General features: G+C 65.9%; 16 protein-coding genes. 8 read left to right on the top strand and 8 right to left on the bottom strand.

Annotated elements, in window-relative coordinates:
* Positions 1-44: 44 nt before the first annotated feature.
* The gene (locus tag RPB_RS13565; RefSeq protein ID WP_049824688.1) at positions 45-1346 is read right to left on the bottom strand and encodes an MFS transporter; all 1302 of its coding nucleotides are present in this window, start codon (positions 1344-1346) and stop codon (positions 45-47) included.
* Positions 1347-1682: 336 nt separating this feature from the next.
* Here RPB_RS13565 and RPB_RS13560 point away from each other — a divergent pair, with 336 nt between their 5' ends.
* The 7 genes from RPB_RS13560 to RPB_RS13530 all read left to right on the top strand — a co-directional run bounded on the left by RPB_RS13560 (position 1683) and on the right by RPB_RS13530 (position 10004).
* The gene (locus RPB_RS13560) at positions 1683-2300 is read left to right on the top strand and encodes a hypothetical protein (RefSeq protein WP_011441577.1); all 618 of its coding nucleotides are present in this window, start codon (positions 1683-1685) and stop codon (positions 2298-2300) included.
* Entirely contained in the window at positions 2287-2667 is a 381-nt protein-coding gene (locus RPB_RS13555; RefSeq protein WP_011441576.1) for a transcriptional regulator, read from the top strand. Before RPB_RS13560 ends, RPB_RS13555 begins: the two co-directional genes overlap by 14 nt.
* A 50-nt stretch (positions 2668-2717) precedes the next feature.
* A complete protein-coding gene (locus RPB_RS13550) occupies positions 2718-3437 on the top strand; it encodes a di-trans,poly-cis-decaprenylcistransferase (RefSeq protein ID WP_011441575.1) in 720 nt (239 codons plus the stop codon).
* 16 nt (positions 3438-3453) lie between these two features.
* Complete coding sequence (gene bchE / locus RPB_RS13545; RefSeq protein ID WP_011441574.1) at positions 3454-4980, top strand: magnesium-protoporphyrin IX monomethyl ester anaerobic oxidative cyclase; 1527 nt, start codon at positions 3454-3456, stop codon at positions 4978-4980.
* A gap of 408 nt (positions 4981-5388) precedes the next feature.
* A complete protein-coding gene (locus RPB_RS13540) occupies positions 5389-6408 on the top strand; it encodes a TRAP transporter substrate-binding protein (RefSeq protein WP_011441573.1) in 1020 nt (339 codons plus the stop codon).
* A gap of 9 nt (positions 6409-6417) precedes the next feature.
* Complete coding sequence (locus RPB_RS13535) at positions 6418-8301, top strand: TRAP transporter large permease (RefSeq protein WP_011441572.1); 1884 nt, start codon at positions 6418-6420, stop codon at positions 8299-8301.
* A gap of 53 nt (positions 8302-8354) precedes the next feature.
* The gene (locus tag RPB_RS13530; protein WP_011441571.1) at positions 8355-10004 is read left to right on the top strand and encodes an acyl-CoA synthetase; all 1650 of its coding nucleotides are present in this window, start codon (positions 8355-8357) and stop codon (positions 10002-10004) included.
* A 238-nt stretch (positions 10005-10242) separates the two neighbouring features.
* Here the strand turns inward: RPB_RS13530 and RPB_RS13525 are convergent, their stop codons facing one another.
* From RPB_RS13525 to RPB_RS13500, 6 genes are all read right to left on the bottom strand, one after another.
* Complete coding sequence (locus RPB_RS13525) at positions 10243-11043, bottom strand: MBL fold metallo-hydrolase (protein WP_011441570.1); 801 nt, start codon at positions 11041-11043, stop codon at positions 10243-10245.
* Positions 11040-11831, bottom strand: coding sequence for a TatD family hydrolase (locus RPB_RS13520; protein WP_041798717.1), 792 nt, complete (start codon positions 11829-11831; stop codon positions 11040-11042). The genes RPB_RS13525 and RPB_RS13520 overlap by 4 nt, the downstream gene beginning before the upstream one ends.
* 5 nt (positions 11832-11836) lie before the next feature.
* Positions 11837-13381, bottom strand: a complete 1545-nt coding sequence (gene metG / locus RPB_RS13515) for a methionine--tRNA ligase (RefSeq protein WP_011441568.1) — start codon at positions 13379-13381, stop codon at positions 11837-11839.
* A 79-nt stretch (positions 13382-13460) separates the two neighbouring features.
* Positions 13461-14501, bottom strand: a complete 1041-nt coding sequence (locus RPB_RS13510) for a DNA polymerase III subunit delta' (RefSeq protein WP_011441567.1) — start codon at positions 14499-14501, stop codon at positions 13461-13463.
* Complete coding sequence (gene tmk, locus RPB_RS13505; RefSeq protein WP_011441566.1) at positions 14498-15238, bottom strand: dTMP kinase; 741 nt, start codon at positions 15236-15238, stop codon at positions 14498-14500. The genes RPB_RS13510 and tmk overlap by 4 nt, the downstream gene beginning before the upstream one ends.
* A gap of 2 nt (positions 15239-15240) precedes the next feature.
* Positions 15241-16500: a D-alanyl-D-alanine carboxypeptidase family protein gene (locus RPB_RS13500; RefSeq protein WP_011441565.1), complete on the bottom strand. Its 1260-nt coding sequence runs from the start codon at positions 16498-16500 to the stop codon at positions 15241-15243.
* 166 nt (positions 16501-16666) lie between these two features.
* On the opposite strand from RPB_RS13500, the gene RPB_RS13495 reads away from it, so the two are divergent.
* Entirely contained in the window at positions 16667-17614 is a 948-nt protein-coding gene (locus RPB_RS13495; protein WP_011441564.1) for an alpha/beta fold hydrolase, read from the top strand.
* A gap of 8 nt (positions 17615-17622) precedes the next feature.
* Here the strand turns inward: RPB_RS13495 and RPB_RS13490 are convergent, their stop codons facing one another.
* Complete coding sequence (locus RPB_RS13490; RefSeq protein ID WP_011441563.1) at positions 17623-18567, bottom strand: septal ring lytic transglycosylase RlpA family protein; 945 nt, start codon at positions 18565-18567, stop codon at positions 17623-17625.
* Positions 18568-18654 lie beyond the last annotated feature (87 nt).

Raw genomic sequence — 18654 nt, 5'->3', positions numbered from 1 at the left:
TTCTTGCCAGCGGCCGCCCAGACTCGTTGCCGGACGACGTCTTGTCAGATCTCCGCCTTTCGCGCGGCGAAGATGCAGAGCAGCGAGACCAGTGCGGCCGCCAACTGATAGTAGCCGACATAGCTCAGGCCGAAATTGGCCTGCAACCAGGTCGCGATGTAGGGCGCCAGCGACGCACCGAAAATGCCGGCCATGTTGAAGGTGATCGACGAGCCGGTGTAGCGCACCCTCGTCGGGAACGGCGCCGCCAATGCCGCGCCGATCACGCCGTAGTTCAAGCCGAACAGCAGCATGCCGACGGTGGTGAAGGCGTAGATGCCGACCAGACCAGCGGACAGCAGCGGCTCCAGCGCGAACGAGAACAGGCCGAGGATGATCGTGCTGCCGAGGAGCAGGGCACGGCGTCCGAAACGGTCGCCGAGTTTGCCGGCGGCGATCGTCGAGAGGCCGAACAGCACCGAGCCGTAGACCTGCACCAGCAGCGCGTCGCGGAACGACACCCCGGCGACCTTGACGTTGTAGGACAACAGATATGCGGTGCAGATGTAGAACGCCACGAAGGTGATCAGCGCCATGAAGGTGCTGATCGCCATGTTGCGCTTGTGATGGCGGAACACTTCCAGCACCGGCACCGAGACGCGCTCGGCCTTGTCGATCGCCTTCTGGAATTCGGGTGTCTCGGTGATCGACAGCCGCACCCACAGGCCGATCGCGATCAGCGCGATCGAGGCGATGAAGGGGATGCGCCAGCCCCAGCTCAGCAGCGCGTCCTGCGACATGAAGTGAAGCAGCAGCCAGAACACCCCGGAGGCCAGAAACAGCCCGACCGGGGCGCCGAGTTGCGGAAACATGCCGTACCAGTTGCGCTTGCCGTCGGGCGCGTTCTCGGTGGCGAGCAGCACCGCGCCGCCCCATTCGCCGCCGAGGCCGAAGCCCTGGCCGAACCGGCAGAGCGCCAGCATCAGCGGCGCCAGCACGCCGATCTGGTGGTAGCTCGGCAGCAGGCCGATCACCACCGTCGAAATCCCCATGGTCAGCAGGGCCGCGACCAGCGTGGTCTTGCGGCCGACCTTGTCGCCGAAATGGCCGAACACAATGGCGCCGAGTGGGCGGGCGAAAAACGCGATCGAGAACGTCGCGAACGACGCCAGCAGCGCCGTCGTCGGATCGCTGTTGGGGAAGAACAGCGTCGGAAACACCAGCACGGCCGCGGTGGCATAGACATAGAAATCGAAGAACTCGACCGTGGTGCCGATCAGGCTCGCCAGCAACACCTGCGCGGGCGAATTCAACGGTCTGCCGCGTCCGGCAGCGGTTGCCGGGGGCACGAAATTTGTGGCGTCCATGAGTGCTGATCCGTGAGATGCGGTTTCGGCCCGCATCCGCGTGCGCTAACCAGGAGAGGCAGCGACTTACCGCAATATTCCGCACCGGCCAACCGCATCGGTGCCATGCTGCCATGTCCCACGGGCGGGCCCGGGCGACTTCAGGGAAGCTGATGGACCTACTTAAGAGGGACAAGAAAGCGGCCGGCCTTACACGGCGCGGCCGGGCGGACTGGTCAATCCAGCCACCGAGGAGGGAGAGTGGTGTTCAAATACTCCCCGCTCAGCTTTCGCAATCCAGGGGCTTGCATTTGCTTTGCACGGACGTATACTTTGCATTACAAAGTGAGGTGAGGCATGAGCGATCTCGACAAGGCCTTGGCTGACATTTTCGCCATTCGCAGCCAGATCGCTGCGGGCACGGCGTTCCGTGGATATGGCCCGGCTGCTCTGGCGGGCACCGCCGGTCTGGCCTTGGTCACCACGATTGCGCAGTCGCTCTGGCTCGATGACCCGAACAGCCATCTGCTGGCGTTCTTCTTGGGCTGGATCGCAACCGCGCTGTTGTCCGCAATGATGATCTGGCTCGAGATGCGGGCGCGTTCGCGGCGTCACCATTCGGGTCTCGCCGATGCGATGATCCATCAGGCGGTCGAACAATTCGTGCCCGCCGGGGTGGCGGGAGCTTTGCTCGGTGTGACGCTTTGGAAGTTCGCCCCGGGGACGCTCTGGATGCTGCCCGGCTTGTGGCAGATCCTCGTCGGCCTCGGGATTTTCGCGTCCGTACGGATGCTGCCACGCCCTGTGGCGTTGGTCGGCGCGTGGTATTTCGTAGCGGGATTCAGCGTGCTGGCGCTCAGCAGCGAAAGTGCGGCCGTCTCGCCGCTAGCGATGGGTGTTCCGTTCGTGGTCGGTCAATTGCTGATGGCTGCCGTGCTGCGGTTTGCGTCGGGAGACGACGATGCCGAAGCCTGACACGAACGCTGCACCGTTCTCCTACGAGGGGCTGGATCGCGTGATCCACGAGAAGGCGAGGCTGGGGATGCTGACCTCGCTGATGGCGCACCCGAAGGGGCTTGCGTTCGCCGACCTCAAAAGGCTATGCGGACTGACGGACGGCAATCTCAGCCGGCATCTTCAGGTGCTGCAGGAAGCCGGAATGGTCGAGGTGTCGAAGGGATACGAAGCCAACCGGCCGCTGACGACCTGTCGTTTGACGAAGACCGGCCGCCGCCAGTTTCTCGATTACCTCACCGTGTTGGAGCAGCTCGTGCGCGACGCCGCCAAGGCGGCCGGCAGTAGCGATCCGCTGCCGACCGGACTTCACACGCGTCCCGTCTGAAAGCACGTCTCGCCTGAACCACGTCCCCCTTTTTGCACGGAGACTTTGTGATGCAAAGCAATCTACATTCCAAACTACATGTCGGCATCATCATGGACGGCAACGGGCGATGGGCGACGAGGCGAGGGTTGTCACGCCTGCGCGGGCATCAGGCCGGTGTCGAGGCGATCCGCCGCGTGATGGAAGCTGCGCCGGAGCAGGGCATCGGAACGCTGACGCTGTTCGCGTTCTCCAGCGACAATTGGCGACGCCCGAGATCCGAGGTCTCGGCGCTGATGGGGCTTTTTCGCTCGTACCTGGTGAACGAGGTGAAGGGCCTCGTCGACAACGGAATCCGCCTCACGTTGATCGGACGTCGCGACCGCCTCCCGGATGGCCTCGCCGAAACGATCGAACGTGCCGAAGCCGCGACCGCTGCAGGCGACGCGCTCGCCTTGCGTATCGCGGTCGACTACTCGGCTCGGGATACGATTGTCAACGCCGCTGTGCGCGCCGGCGGACTGCAGAGTTGCAGCCGCGAGACGTTTTCCGACCTCATCACCGGATCGAAGCTGCGCGACGTCGACCTCATCATCCGCACCAGCGGCGAACGCCGACTGTCCGATTTCCTGCTTTGGGAAAGCGCCTACGCCGAATTGTACTTCACCGACCGGATGTGGCCGGACTTCGATGCCAACGATCTCGCCGACGCCATGGCGTCGTTCCATGGCCGTGAGCGCCGGTTCGGCGGCCTGCCATCGATGAAACCGGACGTCTCCATCAGCGCCTAGGCGAAGGAAGTCCGTGATGCGTATCCTTCTGGTCAACGTTCCCCATCCCGCCATCGGCAGCCTGATTCCGAGCGATCACTTGCCGCCGCTGGGCCTGCTGGCGATCGGCGGACCGCTGATTGATGACGGCCATGACGTGCGTTTGCTTGATGCCGAGTTCGGCCCGACGTCGACCGCGCAGATCGTCGGACAGGCGCGCGACTTCCGTCCCGATGCGGTGCTGTTCGGCCATTCCGGGTCGACCTCCGGCCACCCGGTCATCGCCGAAGTCGCACAGGCCATCGCGCATGCCATTCCCGGCACGCGCATTGTCTATGGAGGTGTGTTTCCGACCTACCACTGGCGGGAGATCCTCGACGCCGAGCCTTACGTCACGGCCATCGTGCGTGGGGAGGGCGAGGAGACGGCGCGGCGCTTGATGACCGCACTCGCTGATGGCGATGATCTCGCGGGCGTCCATGGGATTGCCTATCGCAGAGCCGGGCAAGCCTGCGCGACGCCGCCGGCCGTGGTGATCGGAGATCTCGACGCCTATCGGATCGGTTGGGAACTGATCGACCACGCTCGCTACAGCTATTGGGGCGGACTGCGCGCCGTCGTGGTGCAATTCTCGCGAGGCTGCCCACATCTGTGCAGTTACTGCGGACAACGCGGCTTCTGGACGCGCTGGCGGCACCGCGATCCCGTGCTGTTCGCCAAGGAGCTCGCGCGGCTGCATCGGGAGCAGGGCGTCCGGGTCGTCAATTTCGCCGACGAGAACCCGACGGTCTCGAAGAAGGTGTGGCAGACGTTCCTCGAGGCGTTGATCGCGGAGGAGGTCGACCTGATCCTGGTGGGGTCGACCAGGGCCGACGACATCGTCCGCGACGCCAATATCTTGCATCTGTACAAGCAGGCCGGCTGGGATCGCTTCCTGCTCGGCCTGGAAAACACCGACGACGCCACGCTGGCGCTGATCCGCAAGGGCGCGGCAACGCCCACCGATCGCGAGGCCATTCGGCTGCTGCGTCGGCACGGCATCCTATCGATGGCCACCTGGGTGGTCGGCTTCGTCGAGGAGACCGACCGCGATCACTGGCGCGGGCTGCGCCAGCTTCTCTCGTACGACCCGGACCAGATTCAGATGCTGTACGCGACGCCGCACCGCTGGACGCCATATTTCGGGCAGGCGGCCGAACGCCGGGTGATCACGACTGACCGGCGGCACTGGGACTACAAGCATCAGGTCCTCGCCAATCGCAACATGCCGCCGTGGCGCGTCCTGCTCTGGTTCAAGTTCACCGAGCTGGTGCTTCAAGCCCGCCCGAAGGCGATGTTTCGCACCTTCTTCGAGCGCCGCGGGCGCCTGCGTCATGCCATGCAATGGTACACGCGGATCGGACGCCGGGTCTGGCCCTACGAGATCTGGCAGTTCCTGCGAGCCCGGCATTTGAAGACCGGACCGACCGTCGGCGAATTCTGGGGCGACGGCCAAGTGGTCGATGAGAACGCGATGGCCACATCGCGGCAACGACGCCAGCTTCCCAATCAAAGCGCCGCCTGAGTGGGGTGTGTAACGGACAGTGCTCCAGCGGCCCCAGCCCACATCCGTAGTTCGCATAAGGTATATTATGGAATATTCAAATGTGCCAATTCGGCCAGAGACTTGGCTGGCATTCCAGAAGTTCTGATGCGATCCGCCGACGACCGGCGCGCCATCGCTGCGCGTTGTCTGTCCTCAGCGGCTGCAAGCGCGTGCTGGGCTGCGCTTCGTCGAGCCTGACGCTGACCGTCGGCCGAAGCGCGACGTCGGGCTGCGTCCGTCCATCCGGCCGCCAGACCGGGTCGTTCAGGCTGGCGCCGTCGCGCTGCCGGAATTCGCTTGACCGCGCTGGGCCGAAATGATGACCAGAAGTCGGTCGACTCGACGGGTCGGCTCGCACAAGAAGACGGCTTGGCTGGAGGATTCGAAATGAGCGTTTCGCGCAGGACATTGTTGCAGGCATCGGCGGCGGCGGTCGCGCTCGGCGGCATCGGGGCGCCGTTCGTGGCGCGCGCGGCGGAGGCCGAGTTCGTCTACAAATACGCCAACAACCTGCCCGACACCCATCCGATGAACATCCGCGCCCGCGAGATGGCGGCGGCGATCAAGGCCGAGACCAATGGCCGGGTCCAGATCGACATTTTCCCGAGCAACCAGCTCGGCTCCGACACCGACATGCTGAGCCAGATCCGCTCCGGCGGCGTCGAGTTCTTCACACTGTCCGGCCTGATCCTGTCGACGCTGGTGCCGGCGGCCTCGATCAACGGTATCGGCTTCGCATTCCCGGACTACGACACGGTCTGGAAAGCGATGGACGGCGAGCTCGGCGGCTATGTGCGCGGCGAGATCGGCAAGGCCGGGCTGGTGGTGATGGACAAGATCTGGGACAACGGCTTCCGCCAGACCACGACCTCGACCCGGCCGATCACCGGCCCGGACGACTTCAAGGGCCTCAAGATCCGCGTGCCGGTGTCGCCGCTGTGGACCTCGATGTTCAAGGCGTTCGACGCCTCGCCCGCCTCGATCAATTTCAGCGAGGTCTATTCGGCGCTGCAGACCAAGGTCGTCGAAGGCCAGGAGAACCCGCTGGCGATCATTTCGACCGCGAAGCTCTATGAAGTGCAGAAATACTGCTCGCTGACCAATCATATGTGGGACGGCTTCTGGTTCCTCGCCAACCGCCGCGCCTGGGAACGGCTGCCAGCCGATCTGCGCGACATCGTCGCCAGGAACATCAACGCCGCCGGCGTCAATCAGCGCGCCGACGTCGCCAAGCTCAACGCCGGCCTGAAGGACGAACTCGCCACCAAGGGCCTGACCTTCAACCAGCCGACCATCGGGCCGTTCCGCGACAAGCTGCGCGCCGCCGGCTTCTACGCCGAATGGAAAGGCAAATACGGCGAGCAGGCCTGGTCGCTGCTGGAGAAATCCGTCGGCAAGCTCGCCTGATCCGTCGCGATGACCCACGCCGAGATCCCGCAACTGGCGGCTGGAAAGCCGCTCGACATTGCGACGCGCAGGTCGCTGATCGGCGCGTTGGACTCCGGGCTGGGTCTGCTGGTCGAGATCCCCGCGGCGCTTTTGGTGGTCGCGGAGATCGTCGTGCTGTTCGCCGGCGTGGTGTCGCGCTACGTGTTTCACAGCCCGCTGATCTGGTCGGACGAGCTCGCCTCGATCCTGTTCCTGTGGCTGGCGATGTTCGGCGCCGCGGTGGCGTTCCGCCGTGGCGAGCACATGCGGATGACCGCGCTGGTGGCGAGCGCATCGCCCCGGCTGCGCGCGTTTCTCGATCTGGTCGCGATCTGCGCGGCGCTGGCCTTCCTGCTGCTGATCGCGGCGCCGGCTTACGACTACGCCTACGAGGAAAGCTACATCACCACGCCGGCGCTGTCGCTGTCGAACGCCTGGCGCGCCGCGGCGCTACCGGTCGGCATCGTGCTGATGACGCTGTTCGCGTTGCTGCGGCTGATCCGGTTCGGCGACTGGCGGCTGGTGGCGGGCGCCGCCCTCACCGTCGCCGTGCTGATCGGCGCGTTCTGGCTGGCGCAGCCGCTGTTCAAGCCGCTCGGCAATCTCAATCTGGTGATTTTCTTCGTCGGCGTGGTCGCTTGTTGCGTGTTCGCCGGCGTGCCGATCGCTTTCGGATTTGGCCTCGCGATCTACGGCTATCTGGCGCTGACCACCTCGACGCCGGTGATGGTGCTGGTCGGCCGCATGGACGAGGGCATGAGCCATCTGATCCTGCTGTCGGTGCCGCTGTTCGTCTTCCTCGGCCTGCTGATCGAGATGACCGGGATGGCGCGGGCGATGGTGGCGTTCCTCGCCAGCCTGCTCGGCCATGTCCGCGGCGGCCTGCATTATGTGCTGGTCGGCGCGATGTATCTGGTCTCCGGCATCTCCGGCTCCAAGGCCGCCGACATGGCGGCGGTGGCGCCGGTGCTGTTTCCCGAGATGAAAGAGCGCGGCGCCAAGCCGGGCGATCTGGTCGCCCTGCTCGCCGCCACCGGCGCCCAGACGGAAACCATTCCGCCGAGCCTGGTGCTGATCACCATCGGCTCGGTGACCGGCGTGTCGATCGCGGCGCTGTTCACCGGCGGCCTGCTGCCGGGTGTCGTGCTGGCGATCACGCTGTCGATGCTGGTGTGGTGGCGCTATCGCGACGAGGATCTCAGCCACATCAGGCGCGCCAGCGGCGCCCAGATCGGCAAGACGCTGATCATTGCCCTGCCCGCATTGGCGCTGCCCTTCGTGATCCGCGCCGCCGTGGTCGAAGGCGTCGCCACCGCCACCGAAGTCTCGACCATCGGCATCGTCTATGCGGTGTTCGCGGGGCTTCTGATCTACCGGAAGTTCGATTTTCGGCGGCTGAGGCCGATGCTGGTCGACACCGCGGCGCTGTCCGGCGCGATCCTGCTGATCATCGGCACCGCCACCGGCATGGCCTGGGGGCTGACGCAATCCGGCTTCTCGCGATCGCTGGCCACCGCCATGACCGGCCTGCCCGGCGGCCCCGCGACCTTTCTCGCGGTGTCGATCGTGGCCTTCGTAATCCTCGGCAGCGTGCTCGAAGGTATTCCGGCGATCGTGCTGTTCGGGCCGCTGCTGTTCCCGATCGCCCGCGCCGTCGGCATCCACGAGGTGCACTACGCCATGGTGGTCATTCTGGCGATGGGCATCGGATTGTTCGCACCGCCGTTCGGGGTCGGCTATTATGCGGCCTGCGCGATCGGCCGGGTCGATCCGGCCGAGGGCGTGCGTCCGATCCTGGGTTATCTGCTGGCGCTGATGGTCGGCTTGATCATCGTCGCCGCGGTGCCGTGGATTTCGATCGGATTTCTGTGAGGCGTTGCGGGTCTTCGGACGCGCCGCCATCGTGAACTGAGAGGCAGGTCGTCATGAGCGTTCCGCAAGGTCACTACAGCATCGGGCTGGACAAGACGCCGGCGAATTACGTGCCGCTGTCGCCGCTGAGTTTCCTTGAACGCACCGCCAACGTCTATCCGGACCACACCAGCGTGGTCTACGAAGGCCGCCACTACACCTGGAAGGAGACTCGCGCGCGCTGCCGCCGCTTCGCCTCCTGGCTGTCGCGCAGCGGCATCGGCCGCGGCGACACCGTGGCGCTGATGCTGCCCAATGTGCCGGCGATGGTCGAGGCGCATTTCGCGGTGCCGATGGCCGGCGCGGTGCTGAACGCGCTGAACATTCGGCTCGACGCGCCGGCGATCGCGTTTCAGCTCGAGCATGGCGGCGCCAAGATCATCCTGGTCGACCCTGAATTCTCCGCGGTGATCGCCGACGCGCTGAAGCAGATGAAGGGTCCGAAACCGCTGGTGATCGACGTCGACGACAAGATGTTTCCCGGCCATCACCGCATCGGCGAACTCGAATACGAATACGCCGTCGCCTCCGGCGATCCCTGCTTCGTGGGCCAGCGGCCGCAGGACGAATGGGATGCGATCGCGCTCGGCTACACCTCCGGCACGACGGGCAATCCCAAGGGCGTGGTGACGCATCATCGCGGCGCGTATCTGAACGCCGTCAGCAACATCCTCGCCGCCAACCTCGGCAGCCATCCGGTGTATCTGTGGACGCTGCCGATGTTCCACTGCAACGGCTGGTGCTTCCCCTGGACCATCGCGGCCGCGGCCGGCGTCAATGTCTGCCTGCGCAAGGTCGATCCGGCAAAAATCTTCGATCTGATCCCGCGCCACGGCGTCACCCACATGTCCGGCGCGCCGATCGTCTACAACGCGCTGATCAATGCTCCCGAGGCGCCGAAGGGCGCGGCCGCGCGTCCCGTCGTCGGCCTGATCGCCGGCGCCGCGCCGCCGGTCGCGGTGCTGGCCGGCGCCGAGCAGGTCGGCATCAAGCTGACCCACGTCTACGGCCTCACCGAAGTCTACGGCCCCGCCTCGGTCTGCGCCGAGCAGCCCGGCTGGGACGACCTGCCCGTCGCCGAGCGCGCCCAGCTCAAGCGCCGGCAGGGCGTGCCCTACCCGCTGCAGGAAGCCGTCACCGTGCTCGATCCCGAGACGATGCAGGAAGTACCGCGCGACGGCGAGACCATCGGCGAGGTGATGTTTCGCGGCAACATCGTGATGAAGGGCTATCTGAAGAACGAGAAGGCCACGAAGGAAGCGCTGGCCGGCGGCTGGTTTCACACCGGCGACCTCGGCGTGCTCGACGCGCACGGCTACGTCATCATCAAGGACCGCTCGAAAGACATCATCATCTCCGGCGGCGAGAACGTCTCCTCGGTCGAGGTCGAGGACGTGCTGTACAAGCACCCGGCGATCCTGTTCGCCGCCGTGGTCGCCAAGCCCGATCCGAAATGGGGCGAAGTCCCCTGCGCCTTCGTCGAACTGAAGGACGGCGCCAGCGCCAGCGAGGCCGAGATCATCGCCTATTGCCGCGAACACCTGCCCGGCTTCAAGACGCCGAAGACCATCGTGTTCTCGGCGATCCCGAAGACCTCCACCGGCAAGATCCAGAAATTCATGCTGCGCGATCAGGTGAAATCGGCGAAGGCGATTTCGGAGTAGTTACTTGTCGTCATTCCGGGGGCCGGCGTCCGCAGTCGGCGACAACCTCTCGTTCGTCATTCCGGGGCGCTCGCGAAGCGAGCGAGCCCGGAATCCATACGCCGCAGCGGTGCGGTTGCGACGCTCGCTCGTCGACCTCCGTCGCCAAGTAGCAAGCACTGGGGTTATGGATTCCGGGTTCGCGAGCTGCGCCCGCGCCCCGGAATGACGGGCAGAGAGGGAGGGCGCGAAGCGACCCTCAGCCCTCAACTTCCAACCGCATCCCGTCGAACCCCGGCACCACGCCGTCGGGCAATTCCTTGCGCAGCGTCTCGTAGTCGATGTCGGCGTGCATGTTGGTGATCACCGCGCGCTTCGGCTTGAAGCGGTCGATCCATCCCAGCGCGGCGTCGATGTGGAAATGGCTGCCGTGGGGCTTGTAGCGCAGGCCGTCGATGATCCACAGGTCGAGGCCTTCGAGCGCCGGAAAACTCTGCTCGGGAATGTCGCTGACGTCCGGCGTGTAGGCGGCGGCGCCGATGCGGTAGCCGAGCGCCGGGATGTCGCCGTGCTGCACCAGGAACGGCGCCAGCGTCAGCTCGCCGCCGGCGCCTTCGATGCTGCGGCTTTCGCCGGTCTCGATGCGGTGCTCGTCCAGAATCGGCGGATAGGAGCTGCCGGGCGGCGTCACAAAGCAGTAGTGGAAGCGGAACACGACGTGCTCGGCGGTCGCCTGGTTGAGATAGACCGGGATGCGTCGTCGCATGTGCATCGCCACCGAGCGCAGGTCGTCGATGCCGTGGGTCTGGTCGGCGTGTTCGTGGGTCAGAAACACCGCATCGAGATGATCGACGTCGGCGTCGATCAGTTGCTCGCGCAGGTCCGGCGAAGTGTCGATCAGCACCCGTGTGATGCCGTCGGGTGTCACCCGCTCCGCGAGGAGCGAGCAGCGCCGGCGGCGGTTCTTCGGATTGCTCGGATCGGCGGCGCCCCAGCCGAGCGCCGGGCGCGGCACGCCGGCGGAGGAGCCGGAGCCGAGAATGGTCAGGATCAGCGTCATGCGGCGACGTCCGGCGGCGGCACCTTGCCGAACAGGTTGAAGAAATTCGCCGTGGTCTGGCGGGCGATCTCGTCGGGCGTCACGCCCCTCACCTCGGCCAGCACCTTGGCGGTCTCGACCACGTAAGCCGGCTCATTGCGCTTGCCGCGATATTTGCCGGGCGCCAGATAGGGCGCGTCGGTTTCGACCAGCACGCGATCGGCCGGCAATTCGGCGGCGAGGTCGCGAAGCGCCTGGGATTTCTTGAAGGTCAGTATGCCAGTGAAGCCGATCAGCAGGCCGAGGTCGATGGCCTGCAGCGCGAGGTCCCGGCCGCCGGTGTAGCAATGCAACACCGCGCGAAACGCGCCCTTGGCCATCTCGTTTTCGAGGATGCGGCCGCAATTCTCGTCCGCCTCGCGGGTATGGATCACCAGCGGCAATCCGGTCTCGCGCGCGGCGGCGATGTGGGTGCGGAAGCCGCGCTCCTGCGCGTCGCGCGAGCCGTGCTCGTAGAAGTAATCGAGCCCGGCCTCGCCGAACGCCACCACCTTGGGATGCTGCGCCAGCTTCACCAGTTCGTCGGCGCTAATGCCGTCTTCCTCGTCGACGTGATGCGGATGGGTGCCGACCGAGCAGTACACGTTGGGGAAGCGCTCGGCGATCGCCAAGAGGTCCGGCAGCCGCTTCACCCGGGTCGAGATCGTCACCATCCGCCCCACCCCGCTCGCTTCGGCGCGGGCGACGATGCCGGCGAGATCGTCGGCAAAGTCGGGGAAGTCGAGATGGCAGTGGCTGTCGACCAGCATCGGCATCAGGCGGTCGCCGGCTCGACATAGCGCGGGAAGATAGGCGCCGGGGCCGGCAGTGGCGTGCCCGGCACGATCCGCGTCGGCAGCGCCGCGAAGTCGCGCGCGCCCTCGGCGACGCCGAGGATGTCGAGCAGCTTGGCCGCCGAGGCCGGGATCGCGGGCTGCGCCAGGATGCCGACCTGCCGCAGCACTTCGGCGGTGACGTAGAGCACCGTCTTCTGCCGCGCCGGATCGGTCTTGGCCAGCGCCCACGGCGCTTCGCCGGCGAAGTAACGGTTGGCTTCCGCCACCACCGCCCACACCGCGTTCAGCGCCTGATGGATCTGCTGCGTTGCCATCGCCGGGCGTGCGATCGCGATCATGCCGTCGGCCATCGCCAGCATCGCCTTGTCGGCCTCGCTGAACTCGCCGTGCTGCGGCACCTGGGCGTCGCACTGCTTGGCCACCATGGTCAGCGAGCGCTGCGCCAGATTGCCGAGGTCGTTGGCGAGGTCGGCGTTGATGCGATTGACGATCGCCTCGTGATTATAGCTGCCGTCGGCGCCGAACGGCACCTCGCGCAGGAAGAAGTAGCGCACCTGATCGACGCCGTATTGATCGGCGAGATTGAACGGGTCGACGATATTGCCGACCGATTTCGACATCTTCTCGCCCTTGTTGAACAAAAAGCCGTGGGCGTAGACGCGCTTCTGGATCGGGATGCCGGCCGACATCAGGAACGCCGGCCAGTACACCGCGTGGAAGCGGATGATGTCCTTGCCGATGACGTGCACGTCGGCCGGCCAATAATGCCAGTTGGCGTCGCTCTCGTCGGGGAAGCCGACGCCGGTGATGTAGTTGGTCAGCGCATCGACCCAGACATACATCACGTGCTCCGGATCGCCCGGCACCTTGACGCCCCAGTCGAAGGTGGTGCGCGACACCGACAGGTCCTTCAGCCCGCCCTTGACGAAGCTGATCACCTCGTTGCGGCGGGAATCCGGGCCGATGAAGTCCGGCTGGTCCTCGTACAGCTTCAGGAGTTTGTCCTGATAGGCCGAGAGCTTGAAGAAGTAGCTCCGCTCCTCGACCCATTCGACCGGCGTGCCCTGCGGGCCGCGGCGAATCTGATCCTCGCCGACGACGGTTTCGTCCTCGGCGTAATAGGCCTCGTCGCGGACCGAATACCAGCCGGCATAGCTGTCGAGATAGATGTCGCCGTTCGCCTGCATCCGCTTCCAGACCTCCTGGACGGAGCGATGATGCTGCTCTTCCGAGGTGCGGATGAAGCGGTCGTAGGAGATGCCGAAGCGGTCGTCCATGTCGCGGAAGCGGCCGGCATTGCGGGCGGCGAGCACGTGGGTCTCGACGCCCTCCTTCTGCGCGGTCTGGATCATCTTCAGGCCGTGCTCGTCGGTGCCGGTCAGGAAGAACACGTCACGGCCGTCGAGCCGCTGGAATCGCGCCAGCGCGTCGGTCGCGATCGCCTCATAGGCGTGGCCGATATGCGGCGCGCCGTTGGGATAGGAGATTGCGGTGGTGATGTAGAACGAGTTTCGCTGCGCCATCTGCGCGGACGCCTTTCAACAACTGGATCGAATGAGGGCGGCGGCGCTGACCATCAGCCTGTGTGATCGCCCGAGCGCATCAGCGCACCGCCTCCGCGAGGAGCCCGAACACCGAGAAAACCAGCGGCTTGCGCTCCAGATTATAGGCTTCGGTGTCGCGCGCGGCGCGGCCGATCTTTTCCCACACCTCCGCCAGCCGTGCAAGGCGCGGCAGTTCCGCGTTGGCATCGCCTGTCCGCAGCCTGCCGGCGATCCAGCGGTCGACGCCGTCGACGAACGCCGCCAGGGTGGTGCGGTCGGTGCCGCCGATCGCCTCGCCCAGCGCATGCAGCGCGCGCGGATCGACGTTCGGCAGGCTGTCGAGCAGCGCGGTGGTTTTCTGCTGCAGCGTCAGCGCGTCGCCACCGAGCAGCGTTAGCGCCCGCGCCACGCTGCCTTCCGAGGCCGCGGCGGCCTCGGCGAGCTTGGCATCGCCGGGCGAAAGATCGGTGGCCTCGAGCGCCGCGGCGATCACGTCGCTGACGGATAACGGCCGCAGCATCAGCTTGCGGCAGCGCGACAGGATCGTCGGCAGCAGCCGCGCCGGCGAATTGCTGATCAGCAGAAACAGCGAGCGCTGCGGCGGCTCCTCGATCACCTTGAGCAGCGCGTTGGCGGACGAGGCGTTGAGATCGTCGACGGTATCGACGATGCACACCCGCCAGCCTTCGACCGCCGCGGTCGAACCGAAGAAGCCGATCGTCTCGCGCGACTCGTCGACGGTGATGACGTTGCGCAGCACGCCCTTGTCGTTGACCGAGCGCTCCAGCGTCAGCAGGCCGCCATGGGCCTCGGCGGCGACGTGGCGCACCACCGGATGCGACGGGTCGAGGTCGAGGGTCGCGGCGCCCTGCACCGCATCCGCCATCGGATCGCGATGCGCCAGCACGAAGCGCGCCATCCGGTAGGCCAGCGTCGCCTTGCCGATGCCCTGCGGGCCGCCGATCAGCCAGGCGTGCGCGATGCGGCCGCTGCGATAGGCATCGAGCAGCGCCTGCTCGGCGGCGGCATGCCCGAACAGCGCCGTGGTCTCGCGCGGCGATTTCGCGGCGATCTCGGTGGAAGCCTTGCGCGCGCTCATGCCGATCGCGCCTTGGTCTTCGTTTTCGTCTTAGCTTTCGCCTTCGGCGTCACCGCGGGTTTGGCCTGCGGCCACTGCAGCAGCCGCTCCTGCACCGTCAGCCAGATCCGATCGGCCACGACCTTCGGTTCGGCATGCGCATCGACCAGCACACAGCGCTCCGGCTCGGCGCGCGCGATCTGCCGATAGGCGTCGCGCAACCGGCGATGAAAATCGATGTTCTCGGATTCGAATCGGTCGGGCGCATCGCTGCCGCGACGCACTGCGGCGCGCGCCAGCCCGATTTCGACCGGCACGTCGAGGATCACGGTGAGGTCGGGCTTCATGGTGCCGATGGTGACGTCCTGCAAAGCGTTCAGCATCCCAGGGCTGACGTCGCCGAGCCGACCCTGGTAGACCCTGGTCGAATCATAGAACCGGTCGCACAGCACCCAGACGCCGCGATCCAATGCGGGCTGGATCAATGTGCGGACATGGTCGTCGCGGGCCGCGGCGAACAGCAGCGCCTCAGCCTCAGCACCGCCGATCGCCCGGCCGACGCCGGCCAGCAACAGATGCCGGATGATCTCTGCACCCGGCGAGCCGCCCGGCTCGCGCGTCACCAGGGTCTCCAGCCCGGCCTTTTCCAGCCGCTGCGCCAGCAGCCTGATCTGGGTTGATTTGCCGGCCCCCTCGCCCCCTTCGAAAGTGATGAAATGGCCGCAAGCTGAGGCAGTTTGGGTTGTCTGTTCAAGCATTGTCAGAGCTTTGCCATGCCGGCGCGAAACACCCCGATCACCAACTCGCTGGCGCCGTCCATGGCGCGGCGCATGGTCGAGCCGACCGGATTGGTCTCGGCCGCCTGCAGCGGCACTTCGACCGCAAGGTTGGGGCCGCGCCACACCCGCACCACGCCGATGCGGCGGCCGGCGTCGACCGGCGCTGCGACCGGGCCGGTATACACGATCCGCGCGATCAGCCGGTCGCTGCCGTTCTTGCGCACCATCACCCGCACCGGCTCGGCCGGGATCAACGGGACGTAACGCTTCTCACCGCCGAACACCCGCGCATAGCCGATCGTCGCGTCCGAAGCGAACAGCGCGCGCGATTCGAAGTTGCGGAAGCCCCATTCCAGCAGCTTCTTGACCTCGCTGGCTCGATCGTCGATGTCGTCGATCCCGTTGACCACCACGATCAGCCGCATCCCGTTCTGCACCGCAGAGCCGACCATGCCGTAGCCGCCGTCCTTGGTGTAGCCGGTCTTCAACCCGTCGGCGCCGTTGAACGTATTCAGCAGCGGGTTGCGGTTGGTCTGCCGGATCTTGTTCCAGGTGAATTCCTTCTCACTGAACAGCTTGTAGTCGTTCGGATAGGTCTGGATGATGTGGCGCGCGAGCCGGCCGAGTTCGCGCACGCTCATCTTGTTGCCGGGATCGGGCAGACCGTTGGAATTCGCGAAGGTCGATTGCGTCAGCCCGATCTCACGCGCCCGCTTGGTCATCCGCTCGACGAATGCCGGCTCGCTGCCGGCGATGCCTTCGGCCAGCGCGATGCAGGAATCGTTGCCGCTCTGGATGATCGCGCCCTTGAGCAGGTCCTCCACCGCGACCTTGCTGTGAATTTCGGCGAACATCGTCGAGTTGCCGGCCGGCGCGCCGCCGCGGCGCCATGCGTATTCGCTGATCTTGTACTCGTCGGTCGGCTTGATCTCACCCTTGGCCAGCAGGTGAAACACCAGCTCCACGGTCATCAGCTTCAGCATGCTCGACGGCGCGCGCAATTCGTCGGCGTTCTTCTCGAACAGCACGCTGCCGCTTTCACCGTCGATCAGGATGGCGCTCGGCGCATCGGTGTCGTAGCCGCCGGCGACGTCTTCCTTCTTGGCGCCCTGCACGCTCTGGTTCGCAGCCAACGCCTGGTTCGATCCGATCGTCATGACCAGCAGGCCGACCAACAGCGCGCGCCAGCGCGGCAGGCGGCGGCGCGATCGGATGGTCGGCAAGTCGGTGAACAGAACCATCGAGAATGTTCCGGGACAGGCTTCGAACAAGGGTGCGGATCGTCTCCACCCATCCGGACGGACGGCAGGAGTGGACTGTTCTCCATTGTGGCGACGCCGGATCGATCCTATCGTGCGGGCCGCTCGGCTTCCACATAAACTCCAATCAATTCAGGGCGGAAACGCGATGGAAACGACCAGGACCGTTGCGGTCAACGGGATCGAACTGTTCTTGCGCGAACGCGGCGAAGGCCCGCTGGTGCTGCTGTGCCACGGCTGGCCGGAACTGTCGTATTCATGGCGGCACCAGATCCCGGCGCTCGCCGACGCCGGCTATCGCGTGGTCGCGCCCGACATGCGCGGTTTCGGGCGCTCCTCCGCGCCGCATCCGATCGAGGCTTACAGCATCTTCGATCTGGTCGGCGACATGGTGGCGCTGGTCGCCGAGTTGAAGGAGACCCGCGCGGTCATCATCGGCCACGACTGGGGCGCGCCGGTCGCCTGGCATGCGGCGTTGTTCCGGCCGGAGCTGTTCACTGCCGTCGCGGGCCTGAGCGTGCCGCCCCCCTGGCGCGGCAAGGGCCGGCCGCTGGACCTTCTGAGCGCTGCAGGCGTCACCAACTTCTACTGGCAATATTTCCAGACACCCGGCGTCGCCGAGGCGGAATTCGAACGTGACGTGACCGCGACGATCCGGGGGATGCTGTGCGGCGGGTTTTCAGATCCGACGCGCTCGCTGTTCGTGCCGGAAGGGCGCGGATTCATCGGCCGGTCGGCGTCATCGCTCCCGCTGCCGAGCTGGCTGAGCGAAACCGAACTCGCGTTCTTCATCGAACAGTACAAGGAGAGCGGCTTTCGCGGCGGGTTGAACTGGTACCGCAATATCGACCGCAATTGGGACCTGACCGCCCCCTGGGATGGCGCGCAAATTCGTCAGCCGGCTTTGTTCATCGCCGGCAGCAAAGACCCGGTGATCTCCGACAAGATGAGCGGCAAGCATGTCGCCGCAATGGAGCGGGTGCTGCCGAATCTGAAGCGGAAGCTGATCATCGACGGCGCCGGCCACTGGATTCAGCAGGAGAAGCCCGCGGAGGTGAATGCCGCGCTGATCGATTTCCTGAAACAGGTGACGTGAGCCGCGGCTCAGTACAGCCCGCGCGCCGACAGCAGGCTGCCGATCTCGTCACTGGCGCGCGACGGCGCCTCTGCGCGAGCGGCGGTCTCGGCGTAGCTGCCGCTGCTGTCGTAGGAAACAGCGTGCTGATTGCGCGCCAGTGTTCGGCCAGCCGTGCGCGAACTGCGCGAGGCGGAGATTTCCGAGGTCGCGCCGACAGAGGCGACATCAACCGAGGTATTGCCCAGCGAATACGGCCGCCCTTCCGGCAGCGGAACGTCGCCGCGGATCGCACGGGTCGCGAGCCCACCGCCCTGCATGTCCGGCACAAACGGCCGGGCCGAGGCGATCCGGACCGTCGCCGGCGCCGGTGCCGGTTCGTTGGTCCGCAGGGTGGCGACAAGCTGGCGGTCGTCGGAGCCTTCGAGCGGCGCCCGGCCGACATATTCGACCCGCACGCGCGCGGTGCCTTTGTGTTTGAATTCAAGCAGATCGGCGGCTCGGTTCGAGACATCGATGAGCCGGTTGCCGTGGTACGGGCCGCGGTCATTGACGCGCACGACCAGCGAACGGCCATTGCTGAGATTGGTGACCCGGGCATAAGACGGGATCGGCAAGGTCGGATGCGCCGCCGACAGCGACGCCATGTCGAACACCTCGCCATTGGCCGTCAGGCGTCCGTGAAAATTGTCGCCGTACCAGGACGCCAGCCCCTCGGCGCGATAATTGGCATCTTCTTCCGGGACATAGGTACGCCCGCCGACCACATAGGGCTTACCGATGCGATACGTACCGCCGCCCTTCGGCACCGGCTCTCCCATCGCAACCACACGGGGGCTGGTCGAGACGCCGTATTTCGGATCGACCCGGCTGAACTTGCCGGATTGCGCGCAATTGGCGAGAACAAGACACGCCCCCGCAGCGGCAACCACCCGCGCGGCGCGATCCAACGACTCTCGTCCGCGAATCCCCATAGATCCCCAAATACCATTGTCGCGGTCAGCAGCCCAATATGGACCTGCGCGAGCCACGCGTCGATGCCGGCCCACATCGGCACCGAA

Source organism: Rhodopseudomonas palustris HaA2, assembly GCF_000013365.1.
GTDB classification, from domain to species: Bacteria; Pseudomonadota; Alphaproteobacteria; order Rhizobiales; family Xanthobacteraceae; genus Rhodopseudomonas; species Rhodopseudomonas palustris_J.
This window is presented reverse-complemented; position numbering and strand designations above follow the sequence as displayed.